Below are 19,903 nucleotides of genomic sequence, written 5' to 3'. Positions count from 1 at the left end.
TCACGCGGCGGGACGCAGGTGCAGCACCACGTCGAGCGAGTTGTGCAGTGTCGGTTGCGGCGGCGCGTACTGGTTGTCCTCGTCCGGCCAGCCGACCCAGTTCTTCGTGCTGTACTCCGCGCCGGCGTTGGCCGCACCGGTGACGATCACCGGCTGCTGGTCGACGAAGATCCGCTGCAGCTCGTGCATCGCCTCGGTGCGCGCGTCCTCGCTCTCGGCGTTGGCGTAGGTCTCCAGCGCCGCGGTGGCCTCCGCGTTGCGGTAACGGCCCCAGTTCCCGTTGACGCCGGCGGTACCCACCGGCTTGTACAGCGCACCGTCCATCATGGCCTGGTAGAGGTCGTAGGGCGTGGCGCCGGAGTGGGTCCAGTGCATGGCCGCCTCGAACTGTCCGGTGTCGACGTTGGTGGTCCACGCGTCGGCGTTGGCCTTGTCGACGGTGGCCGCGATGCCGATCTCGGACAGGTTGTCCTTGATGATCTCCAGCGTGGTGATGTAGTCCGACCAGCCGGCCGGGTTGGACAGGGTGATCTCCACCGGCTTGCCCGACTTGTCGAGCAGGGTGTCCCCGTCGTAGGTGTAGCCGGCGCCGGTCAGCTCCTCCTTGGCGCCCTCGACGTCGATCTCGTACTCGGTGTCGGCGAACTCGTCGGCGATGAACGACTCACCGGCGGGCGTCGGGATGCCGGTGACGTTGGTGATCTGCGGGTAGAAGTAGCCGGCCTCGCCCTGCTGGAAGACGTCCTCGCGGTCGATGACCATGCTCATCGCCCGGCGCAGCGCCGGATCGTCGAACGGCTTGTGCTCGGTGTTGAGGTACAGCCCGTGCACGGCGAGCGTCGCCGGGAACCAGATCTTGTGGTTCTCGGGGTCCTTGGCGACGTAGACGGTCTCGTAGTTGGAGACGAACGTGAACGCCCACTCCGATGAGCCGTTGGCCAGCGCGGTGGTCTGCGCGTTGTTGTCGTTGTGCGAGGTGTAGCGCAGTTCCTTCACCTCGGGCAGGTCCTGCCAGTACTCGTCGCGCACGGTCAGCGTGACGGTCTGCGGGGTGAACGTCTTGATCTCGTAGGGCCCGGTGCCGATCGGCGTGGTGACGGTGTCGGTCGCCGGGTCCTTCATCGCCGACCACAGGTGCTCCGGCACCACGATCATGCTCAGGATGTCGACCTGGTTGACGAACTGGGACTGGGTGAAGGTGAGGTTGACCTTGTCGCCGGCGGCGGTGACCTGGTCGAACGGGATCGCGTTGATGTTCAGCGCCGGCGTGTTCTTGAGCAGGGTGAACGTGTACGCGACATCGGCGGCGGTCATCGGCTTGCCGTCGGCCCACTTCACCCCGTCGCGCACCGTCAGCTCGAGCGCGCGGTAGTTGTCCGACCACGCCCATTCGGTGGCCAGCCAGGGTTTTCCCTCCTCCGCGGGTTTGATCTGGCTGGTCATCACCAGCGGCTCGTAGATCATCCAGCGGTAGCCGAGGGAGGCGCCGGCCGAGGAGGGCAGGAACGGGTTGTGGTTCTCGGTCTGCGGCCCGTTGGGCATGCCGACATTCAGCACGCCGGCCGCGTTGCCCGTCTCGCCGTTCTCGCCGCTGCCGCACGCGGCCAGGCCGGACATGGTCATGGTGACCGCGGCGACCAACGCGGCGGTGCGCTTGAGTCGCATCAGATCCTCCTTGGGGACAAGGGAAACGACCGGACGACAAGTTCAGGCCGCAGTCGAGTCAACCGGGGTGACCGGCATCACGTCAATAACGCATAGGTAACGAATTTAGTCTAATTTTAAGTCGCGAATTAAGTCACGCGGTGAACTATCGTCGACCGTGGATAGGCTGTGCCGGTCGGCGCCGTCGGTGGGAATGGAGGGACACGTCTGATGGAGGCGAAGCGCGCCACCGTTCGTGACCTGCGTCGGCGCAACCGATCGACCCTGTTGTCGACACTGTTCTTCGAGGGGCCGCTGAGCCGCTTCGAGCTCGGCCAGCGCACCGGCCTGTCCGCGGCCACGGTCAGCAACGTGGTCGGCGAGATGATCGAGGACCGGCTGGTGGTCGAGGCCGGGTTGGTCGAGTCCGACGGCGGCCGGCCGAGGGTGCTGCTGCGGGTGAACCCGGCCTACGGCCACGTGATCGGCGTGGACGTCGGCGAGACCGGCGTGACCATGGAGCTGTTCGACCTCGCGATGACCCGCCTCGCCGCGCACGCCCGGCCGCTGCCCCCGCCCCGGCCCGACCCCGCGCTGGTCGCCCCGCTGATCGCGGCCGGCCTGGCCGAACTGCTCGCCGAGGCCGGGGTGGCCGAGCGGGACCTGATCGGCATCGGCATCGGCGTGCCGGGCACCGTCGAGCAGGGCCGGCCGGTGCGGGTGCACGCGCAGGCCATCGGCTGGGACGGCATCGCGGTCGCCGAGCTGCTCGGCGACCGCGGGATCACCGCGCCGCTGTTCGTGGAGAACGGCGCGAAGACCCAGGGACAGGCTGAGATGTGGTTCGGCGCCGGGCGGGGCGCGCGGCACGCGGTGATCGCGCTGATCGGGTCCGGGGTCGGCGCCACGGTGATCACCGACGGGACCACCTACCGCGGCGCGACCAGCAGCGCGGGGGAGTGGGGGCACACCACGCTGATGTTCGGCGGGCGGACCTGCCGGTGTGGCGCGCGCGGCTGTCTGGAGGCCTACGTCGGCGCGGAGGGCATCCTCGACCGGTACCGGCGGGAGCGGGGCGGCCGGGCGGTGCCCCGGCCGGACGAGCAGTCCCAGCTGGACTTCCTGCTCGGCGCGGCCGACCGCTCGGTCACCGCGGCGCGGGTGCTGGAGGAGACCGTCGGCTATCTCGGCGCCGGGATCGCGAACCTGGTCAACCTGTTCAACCCGGAGCGGATCGTGCTCGGCGGCTGGGCCGGGCTGGCGCTGGGCACCCGGCTGCTGCCCGAGATCCGGCTGGCCACCGCGGCACACGCGCTGCGCCACGCCTACGAGCAGACCTCCATCGCGCTGTGCGAGCTCGGTCCGGACGCGGTCGCGGTCGGCGCGGCCACGCTGCCGGTGGAGGCGTTGCTCAGCAGCGGCGCCGATCCGCGGGCGCGCCGCGACCTGACCGTCACCTCGTCGTAAAAGGGAGGGAGAGCGCTCTCCCGTACCATGTCCACATGAGTGACGGTGCGCCAACGCTCGAGGACGTCGCCAAGGTCGCCGGAGTGTCCCGGGCGACCGTGTCCCGGGTGATCAACGGCATCCGCAACGTGGACACCGAGATCCAGAAGGTCGTCCAGGCCGCCATCGAACAGACCGGCTACGCGCCCAACCGGGTCGCCCGGTCGCTGGTCACCCGGCGGACCGGCGCGGTCGCGCTGGTCGTGTCCGGTGCCGGCGCGGCCTCCGAGCAGGTGTTCTGCGATCCGTTCTTCGGCCGGGTGGTCGGCGGGGTGGTCGACTTCCTGCGCCGCAGGCGGATGCACCCGCTGCTGATGCTCGCCGACACCGAGGAGGCTCGCGCCGAGGTGCTGGCCCATCTGCGCCAGGGCGGCGCCGACGGCGCGCTGCTGGTGTCGACCCATGCCGAGGACCCGCTGCCGGCGATGTGCGTGCGCGCCGGGCTGCCGGCGGTGCTGTTCGCCAGACCGACCCCGCCGCTGCCGATCAGCTACGTCGACCTCGCCCACCGCGCGGGCGCGGCGCTGGCGGCCGCGCACCTGGTGGCGCGGGGGTGCCGGCGGCTGGGCACGGTCTCCGGCCCGCTGGACGTGCCGGCCAGCCAGGACCGGCTGGCCGGCTTCCGCGACGAGTTGGCCAGGCTCGGGCACGCCTACGTGCCCAACGAGGTCGGCAACTTCACCCACGAGAGCGGCGAGGAGGCGATGACCAGGCTGCTGGCCGCCACCCCCGACCTCGACGGCGTGTTCGTGGCCAACGACCTGATGGCCCACGGCGCGCTGGGGGTGCTGCACCGGGCCGGCAGGCGGGTGCCGGCCGACGTCGCGCTGGTCGGCTTCGACGACTCCAGCCCGGCGAGGTCCTGCCGGCCGGCGCTGACCACGGTGCGCCAGCCGGTGGAGGAGATGGGCGCGGAGATGGCCAGGTTGCTGCTCAGCCACATCGAGGAACCGGCACGCGCGCCGACCTCGGTGATCTTCGACCCGGTCCTGGTGGTCCGCGAGTCCGCCTAGGATGTCGTGGTGGGCAGCCAAAAGGAACGCATGCTGGCCGGCGAGCTGTATCTCGCCGATGATCCCGAACTGATCGCCGACGCACGGCGGGCCGAGGAGCTGATCGACCGGTTCAACGCGACGGGCAGCCGGGAGGTGCTGGCCGAGCTGATCGGTGAGCTGGGCGACGAGGTGCACATCCGCCGGCCGTTCCAGGTGGACTACGGCTATCAGCTCGCCATCGGTCCGCGTACGTTCGTGAACTGGGGCGGGATCTTCGCCGACGTCGCGAAGATCACCATCGGCGCAGACGTCCAAATAGGACCGAACGTGCAGCTGCTCACGCCGACCCACCCGCTCGACCCGGAGACCCGGCGAGCGAAGTGGGAGGCCGGCGAGCCGATCACCATCGGCGACAACGTCTGGCTCGGCGGCGGGGTGATCGTCTGCCCGGGAGTCACCATCGGCGAGAACACCGTGGTCGGCGCCGGCTCGGTGGTACCCAAGGACCTTCCGCCCAACGTGGTCGCCGTTGGCAACCCGGCCCGGATCATCAAGCAACTGTGAGGGGAACGGGGGCGCCGGTGCGGCGGCCCCCGTTCCGGCGGTACCTAGGGATAATTCTGTACGTAGCTCACCTGATGTGGCTGGTTGGCGACCTCACCGGTGTCGTTGATGACCCGGTTGATCGTGCCGACGCCGCCGAGGGAAACCGTGACCAGGCCGTGGAAACGGACGCCGGACTGGTTGGGCACCTCGAACCCGCGGCTGGCCACGACGGCCGGGTTCACGTTGAAGAAGCAGTACACGCCGACCCCCCACGCCTCGTGCGTGGTGACCGAGTCGGCGACCTTGTAGGCGGCCCAGCCGAGGTTCCCGCCACCGCTTGACCAGGACGCGTTGTTCGGTGGGTCGTAGGGCATCTCGTTCTGGTAGAAGTAGGTCCGGCCGCCGTTGCCGTTCCAGACGGTGTTGTACTCCTGGTAGTGCTCGACGAACAGGCCGTACATCGTCACGTTGTCGCCGTTGACCACCAGTCCGTTGGCCGCGGTGTTGGTGTTCCAGCCGATGCCGGTGCCGTGGTCGCCGCGCCACAACCACATGTGGTCGCCGATGACGTCATCGCTGTTGACCCGCAGGGAAACCGACGCCTTGCCCGCGTGCGCGCCGCCGACCCGGAAGAACACGTCGTGCAGCGAGGTCGGGTTCGCCGCGTGGCTGGCCGACGACCCGGACGGCCCGACCTCCAGCAGCACCGGCGAGTTCACCGGTCCGGCGTCGATCAGGAAGCCGGCGAGCTTCACACCGTCCACATCGGACACCGTGAGCGCCGGCAGGCCGGTGTCGGGCACCAGCGTCGCGATGCCGAGCCCGAGGACGACCGTGTTCGGGTTGGTGACCCGGATGGTGTCGTCGAGGTGGTGCACCCCGGGGGTGAACAGCAGGTGCTTGCCCTCGGCGAGCGCGGCGTTGATGGTCGCGGCCGGGGTGCCGAGCTGGACGACGAAGAAGTCGGCCAGCGAGATGGACTCCCCGGCCGGGGTGCCCGCGCCCCACGACGTGCCGCGGGCGTTGGTCCGCAGCGCCGGCACGAACACCCGGTACTCGCCGCCGGAGGTGATGTGGAGGAAGGGCTTCTCGCGGATCTTCGGGGTGTTGTCCACGACGGTGTGCGACGGGTTCGGGAAGTTCGGCGGCGGGGTCCCGGTGCTGCCGGTGAACACCATGTTCCACACCGAACCCGACCAGCCGCCGCGCAGCTCGCTGTTGCGGGTGAAGAACTGTTGCTGGGAACCGGATTCGACGACCCCGTCGATCTGGGAGTCGGCGATCAGGCCGCCGGAGGCCCAGCCGTCGCCGCCGTTCCAGAGCTGGACCTGGCCGCGCAGGTGCATCCGGCGGTAGGGCGCTGCCTGGGAGACCGCCCAGCGCTCGATCTGCCCTGCTGGCAGGGTGACCGACAGGTTCTCCGCCGAGCGCCAGAAGTTCTGCGTCGCGTTGCCGAGGTTGTCCGGGTTGTCGCCCTGTTGCAGCCAGTCGGCCTCGACCCTGATGTGCCCGTTGAGGTTCACGTCGTCCGGCGACATGCCGAGGCCGGCGACCTGGGTGTAGAAGCGGAGGTTGACGTCGGCGTTGTAGTTGCCCGGCTTGAACAGCACGGCGTGGCGCTGGGTGCCGAACTGGTTGGTCTTCATCTGCGTCGCGATCTGGTCGAGCCTGCTCTGGATGGTGCCGCTGGGCGTCGACGGGTCGTAGACGTAGGTGTTGGGACCGAGGTCGGGGTTGAACGGGTCGGTGTCCGGGACGCCGGGGCCGGTGCCGTCGGCGGTGGTGAACACGCTGAGCTCCCACAGCGAGTAGCCGTAGCCGGTGGCCCTGGTGGTGCCGTACATGCGCAGGTAGCGGCCGGTGCCGGTGACCTCGACGGTCTGGTTGCCGCCGGTGCCGGCGGTGGTGGTGTGGATCGTGGTCCAGGTGGTGGCGTTGTCGGAGACCTGGAGTTGGAAGGCGCTGCCGAAGGCGGCCTCCCAGTTCAGCCCGACGCGGCACAGGGAGCGGGTGGCGCCGAGGTCGACCTGGAGCCACTGGGGGTCGCTGAACGCGCTGGCCCAGCGGGTGCCGGGATTGCCGTCGACGGCCGAGGCGGCCGGGGTGCCGGCGTTCTCGGTGGAGGAGGCGGTGGCCGGGCGGTTCTGGGCGGCGTTGGCCGTGGCGCACGGGGCGGCGGGACGCGCCGTGTCCGCCTCGCCGGCGCCGGCGCCGGCGGCCACCGCGCCGGGGACGGTCAGCGCACCGAACGCGGCCAGGACGACCGCGCCGACGGTCACCCAGCCGGGTGGCCGATTTCGGGAATGCAGGGAGAGTTTCATGCTGGTCCTACCTGTCGACGTCGACGGATTGGATCGATCCAGACGCATCAGAAACCGGTGCCGGAACCGGTTCCGGACTTGTGATGCATTTAACAACCAGCGAAGAACCCCGTCAAGGCCAACCAGCGCGCGCTCGTGACAGTGCGCCACGCGAGTTCGTCGTGTCGGGACGGTTGGACTCGCGAGGGCTCAGTGGGCGGGGGCGGATTCGCGGATCACCAGGGAGGTGGGGACCACGTGGGGGGCGGCGGGGAGGGCTGTGCCGGTGAGGTTGTCCAGGAGCATGGTCGCGGCGGCCTCGCCCATTTCGCGCGACGGTTGGCGGACCGTGGTCAGCGCGGGGCGGGTGTGCGCGGCGATGGAGATGTCGTCGAAACCGATCACCGCCACGTCGTCGGGCACCGTGCGGCCCGCGGTCCGCAGGCCGTCGAGCACGCCGACCGCCATCAGGTCGTTGTGGGCGAAGACCGCGTCGAACGGCGTACCCCGGCCGAGCAGGTCGGTCACCGCCGCCTGGCCGCCGCCGCGGGTGAAGTCGCCCTCCACCAGCAGCCGGTCGTCGAAGCCGACACCTGCGGACGCCAGCCAGGTGCGCAGGCCCGCGGTCCGGTCGCGGGTGCAGCCGAACTCCGCCGGCCCGGTGACCATCGCGATCCGGGTGCGACCGGTGGCCAGCAGGTGGTCCGCGGCCGCCGCGGCGCCCTCGTGGTTGCTGGTGGCCACCGAGGGAAAGCCGGGATGGTGGCCGCGGTCGTCGATCATCACCACCGGCAGGCCGGACTCGTGCAGCCCGGTGATGTAGCTCAACGTGTCCGGCGGCTCGACCAGCAGCAACCCGTCGAAGGCGTTCGCGGAGACGTGCCGGGCGAACTGCGCGAGCGAGTCCGCGCCCCGGTTCATCGTGTTCAGCAGCAGGCCGTAGCCGCGCGCCTCGAGCACGTCGGCGACCCCCTGCAACACGTCGCCCATCCACGGCCAGGTCAGCCCCGGCACCAGCATCCCGACGGTCTGGGTGCGCCCCCGGGCCAGCCCGACCGCGCCCGCGCTCGGGGTGTAGCCGGTGGCCGCGATGACCTCGCGGACCCGGATCGCGGTACTCGCGTCCACCTCACCCTTGTTGTTGAGCACGCGTGAGACCGTCGTCTTGCTGACCCTGGCCCGCCGGGCGATTTCGGCGATCGTGACCCGCATGTTCCCGCCTTCGGTGGCTGCGTGACGCTCAGAATACGGTCAGGACCAGTCGGCGGCGATGAGCAGCAGGCTCAGCACGCCGAGCAACACCGTGGCGCCGGTCAGCATCAGCGCCGGCAGCGCGAAGTCCACCGGACGTTCCGCGCGCAGCGCCCGCGCGCAGCGGCGGTACCGGTCGTGCGACCACCCGAGCACCCCGCAGGCCAGCAGCGCCGCCGCGAGCGCGGCGATCACCGCCCACGGCGTGTCCCGCACGATCGCGAGCCGGCCGGTCAACAGCGCGCAGCCGGCCAGCCCGAGCGCCGTGCGCACCCACGCGAGTGACGTGCGCTCGTTCTGCACGCCGGGTGGGGTCACAGGTTGGCCACCAGCACCAGGACGAACACCGCCAGCGCGACGCCCGCGACCCCGTAGGACAGCCAGGGCGCCACCTTCGGCGCCGGCAGCGGCCGCTGCTCACGCATGGCCACCTCGCTGCGCTGCCAGCGGCGAAACGCCAGCGCGCTGGTGGTCACCCCGGTCAGCACCATGATCGCGGCGAGCACCTGCCGGGCGCCCGGCACGCCGAGCTCCGGCGCGAACGCCTCCAGCCCGATGCCGCCGGCCAGCAACGCGAGCGCGGTGCGGATCCAGGCAAGAAAGGTGCGCTCGTTGGCGAAGCTGAACCTCGGGTCCGGGTCCTCGCCGGTCTCGCGCAGGCGGTTCGGCCAGCTCAACCCGCCCACGTCCCGGACGGCAGGCCGCGAACCCCTGGGGAGCAAGCGAAAACGGCGCCGGCGTGCGGCTGTCCGGTCACATCGGACAGACCGATGCTCGCGGACGTCAGGTACAGAGTGGACAGATCGGGGCCGCCGAAGGCGCAGCTGGTGATCCGTTGCGCCGGCAGGTCGACGGTGGTCAGCAGCCGGCCGTCGGGCGTGTAGCGGCGCACTCCCCAGCCGTCCCACAACGCGACCCACAGGCAGCCGTCGGCGTCCACGGTCAGCCCGTCGGGCGACCCTCGGTCGACGTCGGCCAGGCGGCGGCGGTTGGTCAGCGCGCCGGTGTCCTGGTCGTGGTCGAAGGCGTCGATCCCGCCGGTCGGGGTGTCCACGTAGTACATGGTGGCACCGTCGGGGGACCAGTCAAGACCGTTGGAAATGGACACTCCGGTGAGCATCCGGTGCAGTGAGCCGTCCTGGTCGAGGCGGTAGAGCGCGGCGGCGCCCTCGGTGCCGTCGAGCATGGTGCCGGCCCAGAACCGGCCCCACCGGTCGGCCTTGCCGTCGTTGAACCGGCCGCCGGGCGGGTCGGTGTCCACTTCGAACTGACGGTGCGGGCCGGCGCCGTCGTCCGCGCAGGTCCAGATGCCGCTCCCGGTGGCCAGGACCAGACCGCCGCTGGCCCTGACGGCGACCGTGCCGACCGGCTCGCCGAACTCGAACGCGGTGTCCACGCCGGTCGCCGGGTCGAAGCGGTGCACCAGGCCGGGCGTGATGTCCACCCAGCGCAGCACTGCCGCGCGCTGGTCCCAGATCGGTCCCTCGGCCAGCGTCGCTCCGGCGTCCAGCGCCACGTCGATGTTCACGATCTCGAACCTACCGCGCCCGGCCGGCCGCCGGGCCCGTCCGTCCTGGTGGCGGCCGGCACAGCACGACGTCCGGCGCGAGCGAGAACTGGTCGGCCAGAACTGTCGGTGCCCGCCGGTAAAATTGAAACCGGGGGGACCCCCGGGCGGGAGGGGCGAGGCAGGTCCGGTTCGCCGGCCGGGTGGCGGATCGATCGCCGCGGCGTCGCCGACCTCTGTCGTGGGCACTCTCGTCGGCACCCTCGTCGACATCTGCGTCGGTACCGCGCCTACATCGCGCCGACACCGCGCCGGCACCTCGTCGCCGGTGCGGGCAACTCGCCCGTGGTGGCGAAGAATTCCACGCTGACCGTTTTGCCCCGGCGGCCCGACGACCCCCAGATGTCGCAGTCAATTCGGCAAGTACGCGCCATGACTCCGAACAGCGGCATCGTCGACGCCGCTCCACGAAATCATCCGGCCCCGACATCCGCGATCCGTGCCTGGTCACCGACGTTGTCCGGGTCGTGGCCACTGGGCACAGCGCGACCGCGCGCCCCGTGCGGGCAGGACCGACCGGACGCGGCCGTCCGGCCTACGCGCCTACAACGAACGCACCAACCGCCGGATTTTTCGTTGCCCGCACAGGAAGATCTACTTCACTGTCCTGTGTGGACGTACACATTCGGATGCCGTTGAATTCCGGACGCCGAGGGTGAAGCCTCGATCACCCATCGCTAACATGTGCTGGTGGCAGCAACAGGCGCGGGCAACGCGGCGACGCCGCAACGACCGGTCAGACGTGGGGACAAGGTATCCGAGGCGATCGCGCGCGACATCGTGCGCCGCATCGGCTCCGAGCGGATGCCACCCGGCACCCAGCTGCCGCCCGAGGCGAAAATGCTCGAGGAGTACCGGGTCGGTCGCGGCTCACTGCGCGAGGCCCTCCGCATCCTCGAGGTGCACGGGCTGATCTCGATCAAGCCGGGCCCCCGCGGCGGACCGACCGTTGACCAGGTCGACACCCGCGACTTCGGCCGGATGGCGTCGCTGTACTTCCAGATGGACGGCGTGACCTTCCGCGAGCTGATCGAGGCCAGGTCGCATATGGAACCGATGCTGGCCAGAGCCGCCGCCGAGCTCTGCGACCCGCAGCTGGTCGACGAGCTCGGCCGGTTCGACGGCCGCGGCCGGGGCGACGAGGACTATCCGATGCTGGCCGCCGACTTCCACCGGGTGGTCGCCGTGATGTCCGGCAACCGGATTATGAGCCTGTTCGGGCAGTCACTGGCCGACGTGCTCCGCGACCGGCTGCACGACACCCTGTTCCCGAAGTCGCGCCGCCGCGAGATCCTCGCCGTGCACAGCGATATCGGCCAGGCCATCGCGCAGGGCGACGCCGACCGGGCCGAGCGGTTGATGCGCGCGCACATGGAGGACTACGTAGCGCAAGTGAAACGTCGCCATCCGGGACTGATGCAGGAAGTTGTCGACTGGCGGTGAATTCGGGCGTATCGCCCGAGCCCTTTCGCTCGTTCACGTTTCGATGGGACGGTATGCCCAACGCGGGGAAAGCGTAGGGTTCGAAAGGGAATTCGGTGACGGAAATTCTCGACAAGTTGGCGGACGTTGACCTGATCGCCGCTGTTCGGCAGGGTGATGTCGCGGCGTTCGGAATCCTGTACGAGCGGCATCTGCCATCGGCCAAGCGTGCGGCCGCGGTCCTGGCGCGCACCCCGGCCGAGCGCGAGGACCTCGTCGCCGAGGCGTTCACCAGGGTGCTGCGCATCCTGCGGGAGGGCAGGGGGCCCGACGAGGAACTACGCCCCTATCTGCTGGTGACACTGCGCAACACGGCCATTCACAGCGCCACCCGTGGCCTGCCGGTGTCGCTCTACGCCGACATCCCGGACATCTACATCGCCGAGGATCACGGTGATCCGGTCATCGACCGGTGGAACGCGGACGTGGCCGCGAACGCGTTCGCCAGCCTGCCGGAGCGGTGGCGGATGGTGTTGTGGCACACCGAGGTCGAGAAGGAGTCGCCCGCCGAGGTGGCCACGCTGCTCGGCATGCGCCCCAACAGCGTCGCGGCGCTCGCCTACCGGGCAAGGGAAGGGCTCAGACAGGCGTTCCTCCGCCTGCACGTGACCCAGCCGCTGCGCCCGGAATGCGTGCAGACCCTCAGGAAGCTCGCCGCCTACGTGCGGCACAGTGTGCCGACCCCGTTGTCCCGCAAGATCCGTCGTCATCTCGACGGCTGCCAGGACTGCCAGGCCAGGGCCGACGTGCTGACCAGGATCAACGCCGAGATCGCCGGTCTGCTCGCGCCGATCGTGCTCGGCGCCCCGCTGGCCGCCGGCTACCTGCAGGCGCCCGCCGCCGCGGTCACCACGGCCGTCGGGGCCGCCACCGCGACGGCCACCGCGACGGCGACCGTGGCCGAAACCGGCCTGGTCGGCGGCGTGCTGACCGCGAAGGTCGCGATGCTCAAAGTCGGTGCGGCCGCGCTGGTGGCCGCCACCGCGGTGACGACCACGGCCGCCAGTCCGGCCGCACCCCGGCCGCCGGCCTCCGCGCCGGTCATGGTCGTCGACGGGGAGCGCATCTCGTCGTTCGACGTCACCGGGCCGCCGCTGTGCGCGGTCCTGCCGTCGCTGCCGATGCTCTCCGAGGAGACGGCGCCGACGCGGACCGGGAGCGACGACGCGAACCAGTCGGCCAGGGGACAGCGGGGGAAGTCCGCGACCGCGTCATCGGAGAACGCCGGCAACCAACGCGCCAAGAATAATCCTGGCCGCGGGCAGGGCAACGGAAGGTCGACAACCGGCAAGCCCGCGAAAACCAAGCAGAAGTCGAAGTCGAACGGGAAGTCGAACGGGAACTCGAAGGGGCAGTCGGCCGCGAATAAGGGGAAGGCCAAGAAAATCACTGACCGCAAGCCCCCGAAAACGGCGAAGAAACAGGTGGCGAACTGAGCACGGACCGTCAGTCGGCTCGGGCGGGGCGGGGATCCTGGACCGCCCACCGGTTGCCGTCCGGATCGGCGAAGTAGACGAACGCGCCTCCTGGTCCCGAGGTGACCTCCGTGACCGCGACCCCGCGCCCGGCCAGTTCGGCCCGCGCCGCGTGGATGTCGTCCACCACGACCTGGATGCCACGCAGCGATCCCGGCTCGGAGTCCACGATCCCCTTGCCGAGCGCGATGGAGCAGGCCGAGCCGGGCGGGGTGAGCTGCACGAAGCGCAGGTCCTCGCTGATCGTGTGGTCATGGTCGAGGGTGAACCCGGCCTGCTCGGTGTAGAAGGCGATCGAGCGGTCCACATCGGCCACCGGGACCGCGACCAGTTCCAGTCTGAAATCCATGTTTCGACCCTACGCCTGCCGCGCCCGCGAGCACTCGTTCTCGCAGGTAGCGGCGCCCGGCAGCGGCCCGATACGGCCGTATCGGGGAAAGGGTTTTCCTTGGGGGTAACCGGTGATCGAGGGCTTGCCATGCCAGGACCGGTCTCGTTACGCTCCGGTTGCTTCCCAACGCAGGGAGTGCGACATGGATCGGCGTGACTTTCTTCCGACCGCGACCCTGACTGGCCACCTGCTGGCCGGCGGCAGCCGTCTCCCGCTGCTCCTGCTCACCGTGCCCCTTCCCCCCGCCCCCGGCGAGCGCCGGCCGCCGGGCCGAGCTGGAGCGCGCGGGTCTTTAGTCCACTTAGGAGGGAGAACGGGATGCGCAGGACACTCCTGGTAGCGGCTCTGGTCGCCACGGTGGTCGCGTGCGGAGCGCCCGAGGAGAACGCGCCGCCGGCCAACGCGCCGAGCTCGGTGCCGGCGAAGCCGTCCCAGCCGGTGGAGCTGAACATCCTCGACGTGGCCGGGAACCTCCAGCTGACCCAGGGCATGATCGACGAGTTCGCCGAGCAGAACCCCGACATCGTGTCCCAGGTCAACTACACCAAGGCGACCTCGCCGGAGATGCCGGGCAAGCTACAGGCCGAGCAGCGCGGCGGCGCCTCCCAGACCCACCTGGTGCTGACCGGAACCGACGGCCTCGCCTCGGTGATCGAGCAGGAGCTGGTGCTGAAGCTGTTGCCGGACTTCTCCTCCCGGTTCCCCGACCTCGAACAGAACTACCTGCCCGCCGCCGCCGACATGCACCAGCTCGCGCAGGGCCAGGGCATCACGGTCACCTTCTACCCGTCCGGGCCGCTGCTCGAGTACGACCCGCAACACGTGCCGGACCCACCGACGACCACCGACGAGCTGCTGGCGTGGGCGAAGGCGAACCCCGGCAAGTTCCAGTACGCCCAACCGGCGAACTCCGGCCCGGGGCGCACGTTCCTGATGGGACTGCCCTATCTGCTCGGCGACGCCGACCCCAAGGACCCGGAGAACGGCTGGGACAGGACCTGGGAGTACCTGGCCGAACTCGGCCAGTACGTCGACTACTACCCGACCGGCACCACGGACACGATGAAGAACCTGGCCAGCGGCACGGCCAACATCGTCGCCACCACGACCGGCTGGGACATCAACCCCCGGGTGCTCGGCACCGTGCCCAACCGCATGGAAGTGACCACACTGGACGGTTTCCACTGGGTCACCGACGCCCACTACGCGGTGGTGCCGCGCGGGGTCAGCGAGGACGTGCTGTCGGCGAACCTGGCGTTGATCCAGTGGATGCTGCGCCCCGAACAGCAGGCGAAGGCCTACGACAGCGGCTACTTCTACCCCGGACCCGCGGTCAAGGACGTGACGCTGGACATGGCGCCAGAGGACTCCCAGCAGGCGATCGAGGAGTTCGGCAGGCCGGAGTACGACGACCTGATCGCCGACAACCCGCAGGAGACCTCGCTGCCGGCACAGCAGCAGGTGGCGGCCTTCCAGCGATGGGACCGGGAGATCGGCAGCGGGAAGACCGGGTGACGCCGGTGAACTTCACGGAGCTGCGGATCGACGGGGTACGGCGGGTGTTCGGCGAGCACGTCGCCCTGCACGACCTGGAGCTGACCATCGAGGGCGGCGAGTTCGTCGCGCTGCTCGGGCCGTCCGGATGCGGGAAGTCGACCGCGCTGAACTGTCTGGCCGGCCTGCTGCCGCTTTCCGGTGGGCAGATCCTGATGGACGGCAAGCGGATCGACAACCTGCCGCCGGAACGGCGCGGGTTCGGCATGGTGTTCCAGAACTACGCGCTGTTCCCGCACATGTCCGTGCGCCGCAACGTCGCGTTCGGACTGGTCATGCGCAAGGTCGCCCGGAGCGAGCGGACCAGCAGGGTCGAGGAGGCGCTGCGGCTGGTGCAGCTCACCGACCACGCGCACAAGTTCCCCGCGCAGCTGTCCGGCGGGCAGCAGCAGCGGGTCGCCATCGCGCGGGCGATCGTGCTGGAACCGCGGCTGGTGCTGATGGACGAGCCACTGTCCAATCTGGACGCCGCACTCCGGTTGGAGATGCGCACCGAGATCCGCCGGCTGCACCAGTCGCTCGGGCTCACCACGGTCTACGTGACCCACGACCAGGAGGAGGCCCTCGCGCTCGCCGACCGGCTGGTGGTCCTGCGCGACGGCATGGTGCAGCAGGTCGGCTCGCCCGAGCAGGTCTACGCGCACCCGGCGAACCGGTATGTCGCCGGCTTCATGGGCTACCGCAACATGATCCCCGCCGAAGTGTCCGCTGTGGACGGTGAAACGGTCATCGTGACCGCAGGCGGCGTGACGTTGCGCGGGGTCAACCGGGACGGGCTCACCGGCGGGCAGGCGATGGTGGCGATCCGCCCGTCGGACATCTCGGTGGCCGACGGGGAGCCGACCAACGCCATGCCGGCCGAGGTGGAGATCGTCGAGTACCACGGCCGGGAGCAGGCGGTGCAGGCCAGGCTGGCCGACGGCACCCCACTGCATCTGCGCAGCGAGGGCCGGCTCGCGCCGGGCGACCCGGTGACCCTGACGGTGCCCGCCGACCGGGTGCTGGTGTTCGCGCCATGAGCGGTCCCCGGTGGCGGCATCGGTTGGCCGAGCGTGGGATCGACCGGGTGCTGTGGTTGTTGGTGCCGGGCGTGGTGTTCGTCGTCGCGCTGTTCGCCTATCCCATGTTGTACGGGTTGCAGCTGTCCTTCCAGCCGGAGGAGGGCGGCGGGCCGCTGGCCAACTACGAGCGGTTCTTCGCCGATCCCTACCTGCGGGACACCATCTGGATCACGTTGCGGTTGGCCATCCCGGCGGCGCTGATCAACGTGCTGGCGTCCATCCCGATCGCCTACCGGATGCGCGGGCGGTTTCGCGGGAAACGTCTGCTGACCACCATTCTCGTGGTGCCGATCACGTTGGGCACGGTGCTCACCGCCGAAGGGCTGATCGCCTACCTCGGCCCGGTCGGCTGGTTCAACAAGATCCTGATGGGTATCGGGCTGACCGACGATCCGGTGCGGCTGGTGCACAACTACTGGGGCGTGCTGTTCTCGCTGATCATCACCGGGTTCCCGTTCGCCTTCCTGCTCACGCTGTCCTACCTGTCCGGGATCGACCCGACGCTGGAGCAGGCGGCCGCGACCCTGGGCGCCGACTGGCGGCAGCGGTTCCGCCACATCACCATGCCGCTGCTCGCGCCGGGCCTGGCGATCACCTTCTGTCTGACCTTCGTGCTCGCGTTCTCCGTGTTCCCGTCGGCCTACCTGGTCGGGCTGCCACAGGGGGAGACCAGGGTGATCTCCATCGCCGCCTACGAATCCGCCTTCCGGGACACCGACTACCCGCTCGGCTCGGCCATCGCGATGATCATGGCGGTGGTCATGCTGATCGTCGTCGGCCTGGTGCTGCTGTGGCGCTCGACGATGTACCGCGGCGCGACAGGGGGCAAGGGATGAGGCGCCGGAGCGGGCGCGCCGGAGCGGGCGCGACCAAGCCAACAGCGGGCATCACCCCCGGCGCGTGGCTGGTGTGGGGCGTGGTCGGGTTCTTCATGGTCAACCTGTTCGGGTTGGTCATGGCCGTGGTGGTGAACTCGTTCTCCGTCGAGTGGTTCGGCACCTGGTGGCCAAACGGGTTGACCACCTCCTGGTACTCGACGGCCTGGCGGGAGCTGAACCTGCTCGAGGTGCTGGTGGTGACCGTGCAGGTCTCGCTCGCGGTCGTGGTGCTGTCGGTGCTCATCGGCGTGCCGACCGCCTACGCCCTGGCCCGGCGGACCTTCCCCGGAAAACGGCTGATCACCGTGCTGTTCCTGCTGCCGATCCTGTTGCCGCCCATGACCTACGGCATTCCACTCGCGACCGTGTTGTACAAGTTCGACCTCGCCGGCGGCATCCTGGGGGTGGTCATCGCGAACCTGGTGCCGTCGGTGCCGTTCGTGGTGCTCACGATGACCCCGTTCATCGAACAGATCGACCCGAAGATCGAGGCGGCCGCCAGGATGTGCGGCGCGCGCACCACCTCGGTGTTCACCAGGGTGCTGGCCCCGCTGCTGGTACCCGGCATCCTGGCCGCCGCCATCCTGGTGCTGGTGCGCACGGTCGGCATGTTCGAGCTGACCTTCCTCACCGCCGGCCCCGGCAGCCAGACGCTGGTGGTGTCGTTGTACGAGGCGATGTTCTCCGCCGGCATTCGCGCACAGCAGGCGGTGGACGCCATGGCCGTGATCTACACCGGCTCGATGCTGGTACTACTGGTGATCGCGTTGCGGTTCGTGAACCCGACGCAACTCGTGACCAGACTGAAGGAGCCAGCTTGACAGCGCAGACCTTCCTCGGTAGCGACTTCCGCGCGTTCCCGCCGGAGGCCAAGTGATCACCGGGCACGCCTACCCGTGGGACGTGCTCGGCGACCCGTCCTTCACCGACCGCGCCCGTGCCGCCGGAGTGTCCACTGTGGCCATAGCGGCGGCATATCACTCGACCAGGGCGGCCACCCCGCTGCACCCGGACCACCAGCTGGTGCACGCGCGGTACGCCGCGCTGTACCGGCCGGTGCGCGAGCAGGTGTGGCGCTCCCGGCGGCTGCGCCCGCTCGCTCCGGACTGGGTGTCCACATCGGACTCTTTCGGCGTGGCGGCGGACGCGGTGCGTGCGGCCGGGCTGCGGGTGTCGGCCTGGGTGGTGCTGACGCACAACACCAGGCTGGGCACCGAGTTCCCCGACCTGGCGGTGGTGAACTGCTTCGGCGAGCCCTACCCCTACGCGTTGTGCCCGTCCTGGCCGGAGGTCCGCGAGTACGCCGCGACCCTCGCCAAGGAGGCCGCCGCCGACGCGGACGAGGTGTCACTGGAGGCGTGCGGCCAGCTCGGGCTGACCCACCTGTCCCACCACGAGAAGACCGACGGCGCGTTCTCCCCGGCGGTCGAACGGTGGCTGTCGGTGTGCTGCTGTGCGGCGTGCCGGGCGGCGTGGACCGCGCGCGGCCTGGACGCCAGCGAGGTCGTGTACTCCCTGCGGGCCGCGGTCCGCGCGCTGGCCAACGGGGCGAGCGGCGAGGTGCCGAACGCGGCGGAGCTGTTGGCCTGCCGGCATTCGGCCACCGACGCGCTGCGCGCGGCCGTGCTCGAGCGGCTGTCGGTGCCGGTCACCCTGCATGCCCACCCCGACCCGTGGGCGACCGGCGCGCAGCCCGGCCTGACCCCGACGGCGGCCACGGACGTGGCCGGCCTGCTGGTGCCGGCCTGGCCGACCGACCCGGCGACGGCCGACCTGATCGTGCGGGCCAACCGCACCGGCGCGCCGGTGACGGCCTACGTGACGGTGCTGCCCCCGGCCGAGTCGACCGTGCTGCGCGACCACTGGCGCCGGTTACGGGCCGGGGGTGCCAAGGGCATGAGCGTGTACCACCTTGGCCTGGCCCCGGCGTGGCGGCAGCCGCTGTTTCGCGAGTTCGGCTGACGCTGTGCGATGCTCGGGCGTATGGCGGTGGACACTGGTGAGCGGCTGGACAGCTACCGGGTCGAGCTGACCGGGTACTGCTACCGCATGCTCGGGTCCGGCTTCGAGGCCGAGGACGCCGTGCAGGAGACACTGGTCCGGGCGTGGAAGGCCGACCACGATCCCGCGCGCGGGTCGCTGCGCACCTGGTTGTACGCGATCGCCACCAACGTCTGCGTCGACATGCTGCGCAGCGCCCAGCGGCGGGCCACGGCCATGGACCTCGGCCCGGCCGGTGAGCCGGGGCCCGACCTCGGCGCGCCGCTGCCGCAGGCGGTTTGGGTGCAGCCGGTGCCCGACGAGCGCGCGCTGACCGGCGACCCGGCCGAGATCGCCGCGCGACGCGAGTCGATCCGGCTGGCGTTCGTCGCGGCGTTACAGCACCTGCCGCCGCGGCAGCGGTCGGTGCTGATCCTGCGGGAGGTGTTGGGCTGGTCGGCGGTCGAGGTCGCCGGGCTGTTCGACACGACCGTGGCCTCGGTGAACAGCGCCCTGCAGCGGGCACGGGCGACGCTGGCCAAGCACGCCCCGCCCCCGGCCGAGCCGCTCGGGCGCGCGCACCGCGCGCTGCTCGACCGCTATGTCGCGGCCTTCGAGCGCTACGACGTGGCCGCGCTGACCGCGTTGCTGCACGAGGACGCGACCATGTCCATGCCGCCGTTCGCGTGGTGGCTGCGCGGCCGCGACCACATCGGCGCCGCCCTCGCACACGCCGACGGCACGTGCGAGAACGCCCGGTTGCTGCCGACCATGGCCAGCGGGTCGCCGGCGTTCGGCCAGTACCGCTGGACCGGCACCGCGCACGAGCCGTTCGCGCTGGTGGTCCTGGAGCTGACCGGCAGGGCGATCACCTCCGCCACCACCTACCTCGACCTGGCGCACGCGTTCCCGCTGTACGGGCTGCCGATGAGTCTGCCGGCCCCGGCCCGTACCAACGGGCATGACTGAGTTACCTGGTCAGCCCCGTTCGTTGATCTCCACCAGGGCCGTCGCCGACGCGGCGGCGGCCATGGCCAGCAACTCGCCGACCCGCGCGTCGCCGACCAGGTTGGGATTGCCGGTGGCCACCAGGCGCGCGGCCAACTCCGCGACCTCGGTGGCGGCCGTGGCGACCCGGCGGGGGACCTCGGTGGCCTCGGCGAGCGCGTCGGCCAGCCGGGCGGCGCGGGTGGGGTCGTCCTTGGCGAGCCTGCGGGCGGCGAGCACCGCGATGTAGGCGGCGGCGACCGCGGCGGCCAGCGGCTCGAGCTGG

General features: G+C 70.5%; 19 protein-coding genes. 11 read left to right on the top strand and 8 right to left on the bottom strand.

Annotated elements, in window-relative coordinates; translation table 11 throughout:
• On the bottom strand, window positions 1-1,665 hold the full coding sequence (locus ACYVIP_RS04015; protein WP_460392088.1) for an ABC transporter substrate-binding protein: 1,665 nt from the start codon (window positions 1,663-1,665) through the stop codon (window positions 1-3).
• A gap of 210 nt (window positions 1,666-1,875) precedes the next feature.
• Between ACYVIP_RS04015 and ACYVIP_RS04010 the strand changes: the two genes are divergently transcribed.
• Genes ACYVIP_RS04010 through ACYVIP_RS04000 form a run of 3 tightly spaced genes read left to right on the top strand, consistent with a single transcriptional unit; the run spans window position 1,876 to window position 4,709 of the window.
• Window positions 1,876-3,111, top strand: coding sequence for an ROK family transcriptional regulator (locus ACYVIP_RS04010; RefSeq protein WP_460392086.1), 1,236 nt, complete (start codon window positions 1,876-1,878; stop codon window positions 3,109-3,111).
• A 35-nt stretch (window positions 3,112-3,146) separates the two neighbouring features.
• Window positions 3,147-4,163 (top strand): LacI family DNA-binding transcriptional regulator, encoded by a 1,017-nt coding sequence (locus ACYVIP_RS04005; RefSeq protein ID WP_460392084.1) that lies wholly within the window; start codon window positions 3,147-3,149, stop codon window positions 4,161-4,163.
• Window positions 4,164-4,172: 9 nt separating this feature from the next.
• Window positions 4,173-4,709: a sugar O-acetyltransferase gene (locus ACYVIP_RS04000; protein WP_460392082.1), complete on the top strand. Its 537-nt coding sequence runs from the start codon at window positions 4,173-4,175 to the stop codon at window positions 4,707-4,709.
• A gap of 44 nt (window positions 4,710-4,753) precedes the next feature.
• On the opposite strand, the gene ACYVIP_RS03995 is transcribed toward ACYVIP_RS04000, so the two are convergent.
• The 5 genes from ACYVIP_RS03995 to ACYVIP_RS03975 form a co-directional block, all read right to left on the bottom strand.
• Window positions 4,754-7,012, bottom strand: coding sequence for a discoidin domain-containing protein (locus tag ACYVIP_RS03995; RefSeq protein ID WP_460392080.1), 2,259 nt, complete (start codon window positions 7,010-7,012; stop codon window positions 4,754-4,756).
• A gap of 189 nt (window positions 7,013-7,201) precedes the next feature.
• A complete protein-coding gene (locus tag ACYVIP_RS03990; RefSeq protein WP_460392078.1) occupies window positions 7,202-8,203 on the bottom strand; it encodes a LacI family DNA-binding transcriptional regulator in 1,002 nt (333 codons plus the stop codon).
• A 39-nt stretch (window positions 8,204-8,242) separates the two neighbouring features.
• Window positions 8,243-8,560 carry a DUF202 domain-containing protein gene (locus ACYVIP_RS03985; RefSeq protein WP_460392076.1) on the bottom strand — a complete coding sequence of 106 codons (318 nt, stop codon included), beginning with the start codon at window positions 8,558-8,560 and terminating at the stop codon, window positions 8,243-8,245.
• Window positions 8,557-8,928 (bottom strand): YidH family protein, encoded by a 372-nt coding sequence (locus ACYVIP_RS03980; RefSeq protein WP_460392074.1) that lies wholly within the window; start codon window positions 8,926-8,928, stop codon window positions 8,557-8,559. Before ACYVIP_RS03980 ends, ACYVIP_RS03985 begins: the two co-directional genes overlap by 4 nt.
• A complete protein-coding gene (locus ACYVIP_RS03975; protein ID WP_460392072.1) occupies window positions 8,916-9,770 on the bottom strand; it encodes an SMP-30/gluconolactonase/LRE family protein in 855 nt (284 codons plus the stop codon). Before ACYVIP_RS03975 ends, ACYVIP_RS03980 begins: the two co-directional genes overlap by 13 nt.
• Before the next feature lie 729 nt (window positions 9,771-10,499).
• On the opposite strand from ACYVIP_RS03975, the gene ACYVIP_RS03970 reads away from it, so the two are divergent.
• Window positions 10,500-11,252 carry a FadR/GntR family transcriptional regulator gene (locus tag ACYVIP_RS03970; protein ID WP_460392070.1) on the top strand — a complete coding sequence of 251 codons (753 nt, stop codon included), beginning with the start codon at window positions 10,500-10,502 and terminating at the stop codon, window positions 11,250-11,252.
• Window positions 11,253-11,347: 95 nt separating this feature from the next.
• Window positions 11,348-12,727 (top strand): sigma-70 family RNA polymerase sigma factor, encoded by a 1,380-nt coding sequence (locus tag ACYVIP_RS03965; RefSeq protein ID WP_460392068.1) that lies wholly within the window; start codon window positions 11,348-11,350, stop codon window positions 12,725-12,727.
• Between the two features lie 10 nt (window positions 12,728-12,737).
• On the opposite strand, the gene ACYVIP_RS03960 is transcribed toward ACYVIP_RS03965, so the two are convergent.
• On the bottom strand, window positions 12,738-13,115 hold the full coding sequence (locus tag ACYVIP_RS03960; protein ID WP_460392066.1) for a VOC family protein: 378 nt from the start codon (window positions 13,113-13,115) through the stop codon (window positions 12,738-12,740).
• Window positions 13,116-13,475: 360 nt separating this feature from the next.
• On the opposite strand from ACYVIP_RS03960, the gene ACYVIP_RS03955 reads away from it, so the two are divergent.
• From ACYVIP_RS03955 to ACYVIP_RS03930, 6 genes are read left to right on the top strand one after another with little or no spacing between them, the layout of a single operon-like run.
• The gene (locus tag ACYVIP_RS03955; RefSeq protein WP_460392064.1) at window positions 13,476-14,672 is read left to right on the top strand and encodes an ABC transporter substrate-binding protein; all 1,197 of its coding nucleotides are present in this window, start codon (window positions 13,476-13,478) and stop codon (window positions 14,670-14,672) included.
• 5 nt (window positions 14,673-14,677) lie between these two features.
• Complete coding sequence (locus ACYVIP_RS03950) at window positions 14,678-15,730, top strand: ABC transporter ATP-binding protein (RefSeq protein WP_460392062.1); 1,053 nt, start codon at window positions 14,678-14,680, stop codon at window positions 15,728-15,730.
• Window positions 15,727-16,608, top strand: coding sequence for an ABC transporter permease (locus tag ACYVIP_RS03945; protein WP_460392060.1), 882 nt, complete (start codon window positions 15,727-15,729; stop codon window positions 16,606-16,608). Before ACYVIP_RS03950 ends, ACYVIP_RS03945 begins: the two co-directional genes overlap by 4 nt.
• A complete protein-coding gene (locus tag ACYVIP_RS03940; protein ID WP_460392058.1) occupies window positions 16,605-17,471 on the top strand; it encodes an ABC transporter permease in 867 nt (288 codons plus the stop codon). The genes ACYVIP_RS03945 and ACYVIP_RS03940 overlap by 4 nt, the downstream gene beginning before the upstream one ends.
• A gap of 52 nt (window positions 17,472-17,523) precedes the next feature.
• Window positions 17,524-18,612 carry a hypothetical protein gene (locus tag ACYVIP_RS03935; RefSeq protein ID WP_460392056.1) on the top strand — a complete coding sequence of 363 codons (1,089 nt, stop codon included), beginning with the start codon at window positions 17,524-17,526 and terminating at the stop codon, window positions 18,610-18,612.
• A gap of 21 nt (window positions 18,613-18,633) precedes the next feature.
• Complete coding sequence (locus ACYVIP_RS03930; RefSeq protein WP_460392054.1) at window positions 18,634-19,599, top strand: sigma-70 family RNA polymerase sigma factor; 966 nt, start codon at window positions 18,634-18,636, stop codon at window positions 19,597-19,599.
• Window positions 19,600-19,608: 9 nt separating this feature from the next.
• On the opposite strand, the gene ACYVIP_RS03925 is transcribed toward ACYVIP_RS03930, so the two are convergent.
• Window positions 19,609-19,903 (bottom strand): cyclodeaminase/cyclohydrolase family protein (locus ACYVIP_RS03925; protein ID WP_460392052.1); only part of this gene is annotated, 295 nt, incomplete at its 5' end.

Source organism: Actinophytocola sediminis, from assembly GCF_054779715.1.
Note: the sequence above shows the minus strand (reverse complement) of the source record. Positions and strands in the feature narration are given on the sequence as shown.

Bases quoted from the DNA above. Each gene is read 5' to 3' on its own strand.
- ACYVIP_RS04015 (WP_460392088.1), bottom strand. From the start codon at position 1,665: ATGCGACTCAAGCGCACCGCCGCGTTGGTCGCCGCGGTCACCATGACC.
- ACYVIP_RS04010 (WP_460392086.1), top strand. From the start codon at position 1,876: ATGGAGGCGAAGCGCGCCACCGTTCGTGACCTGCGTCGGCGCAACCGA.
- ACYVIP_RS04005 (WP_460392084.1), top strand. From the start codon at position 3,147: ATGAGTGACGGTGCGCCAACGCTCGAGGACGTCGCCAAGGTCGCCGGA.
- ACYVIP_RS03995 (WP_460392080.1), bottom strand. From the start codon at position 7,012: ATGAAACTCTCCCTGCATTCCCGAAATCGGCCACCCGGCTGGGTGACC.
- ACYVIP_RS03990 (WP_460392078.1), bottom strand. From the start codon at position 8,203: ATGCGGGTCACGATCGCCGAAATCGCCCGGCGGGCCAGGGTCAGCAAG.
- ACYVIP_RS03960 (WP_460392066.1), bottom strand. From the start codon at position 13,115: ATGGATTTCAGACTGGAACTGGTCGCGGTCCCGGTGGCCGATGTGGAC.
- ACYVIP_RS03955 (WP_460392064.1), top strand. From the start codon at position 13,476: ATGCGCAGGACACTCCTGGTAGCGGCTCTGGTCGCCACGGTGGTCGCG.
- ACYVIP_RS03945 (WP_460392060.1), top strand. From the start codon at position 15,727: ATGAGCGGTCCCCGGTGGCGGCATCGGTTGGCCGAGCGTGGGATCGAC.
- ACYVIP_RS03940 (WP_460392058.1), top strand. From the start codon at position 16,605: ATGAGGCGCCGGAGCGGGCGCGCCGGAGCGGGCGCGACCAAGCCAACA.
- ACYVIP_RS03930 (WP_460392054.1), top strand. From the start codon at position 18,634: ATGGCGGTGGACACTGGTGAGCGGCTGGACAGCTACCGGGTCGAGCTG.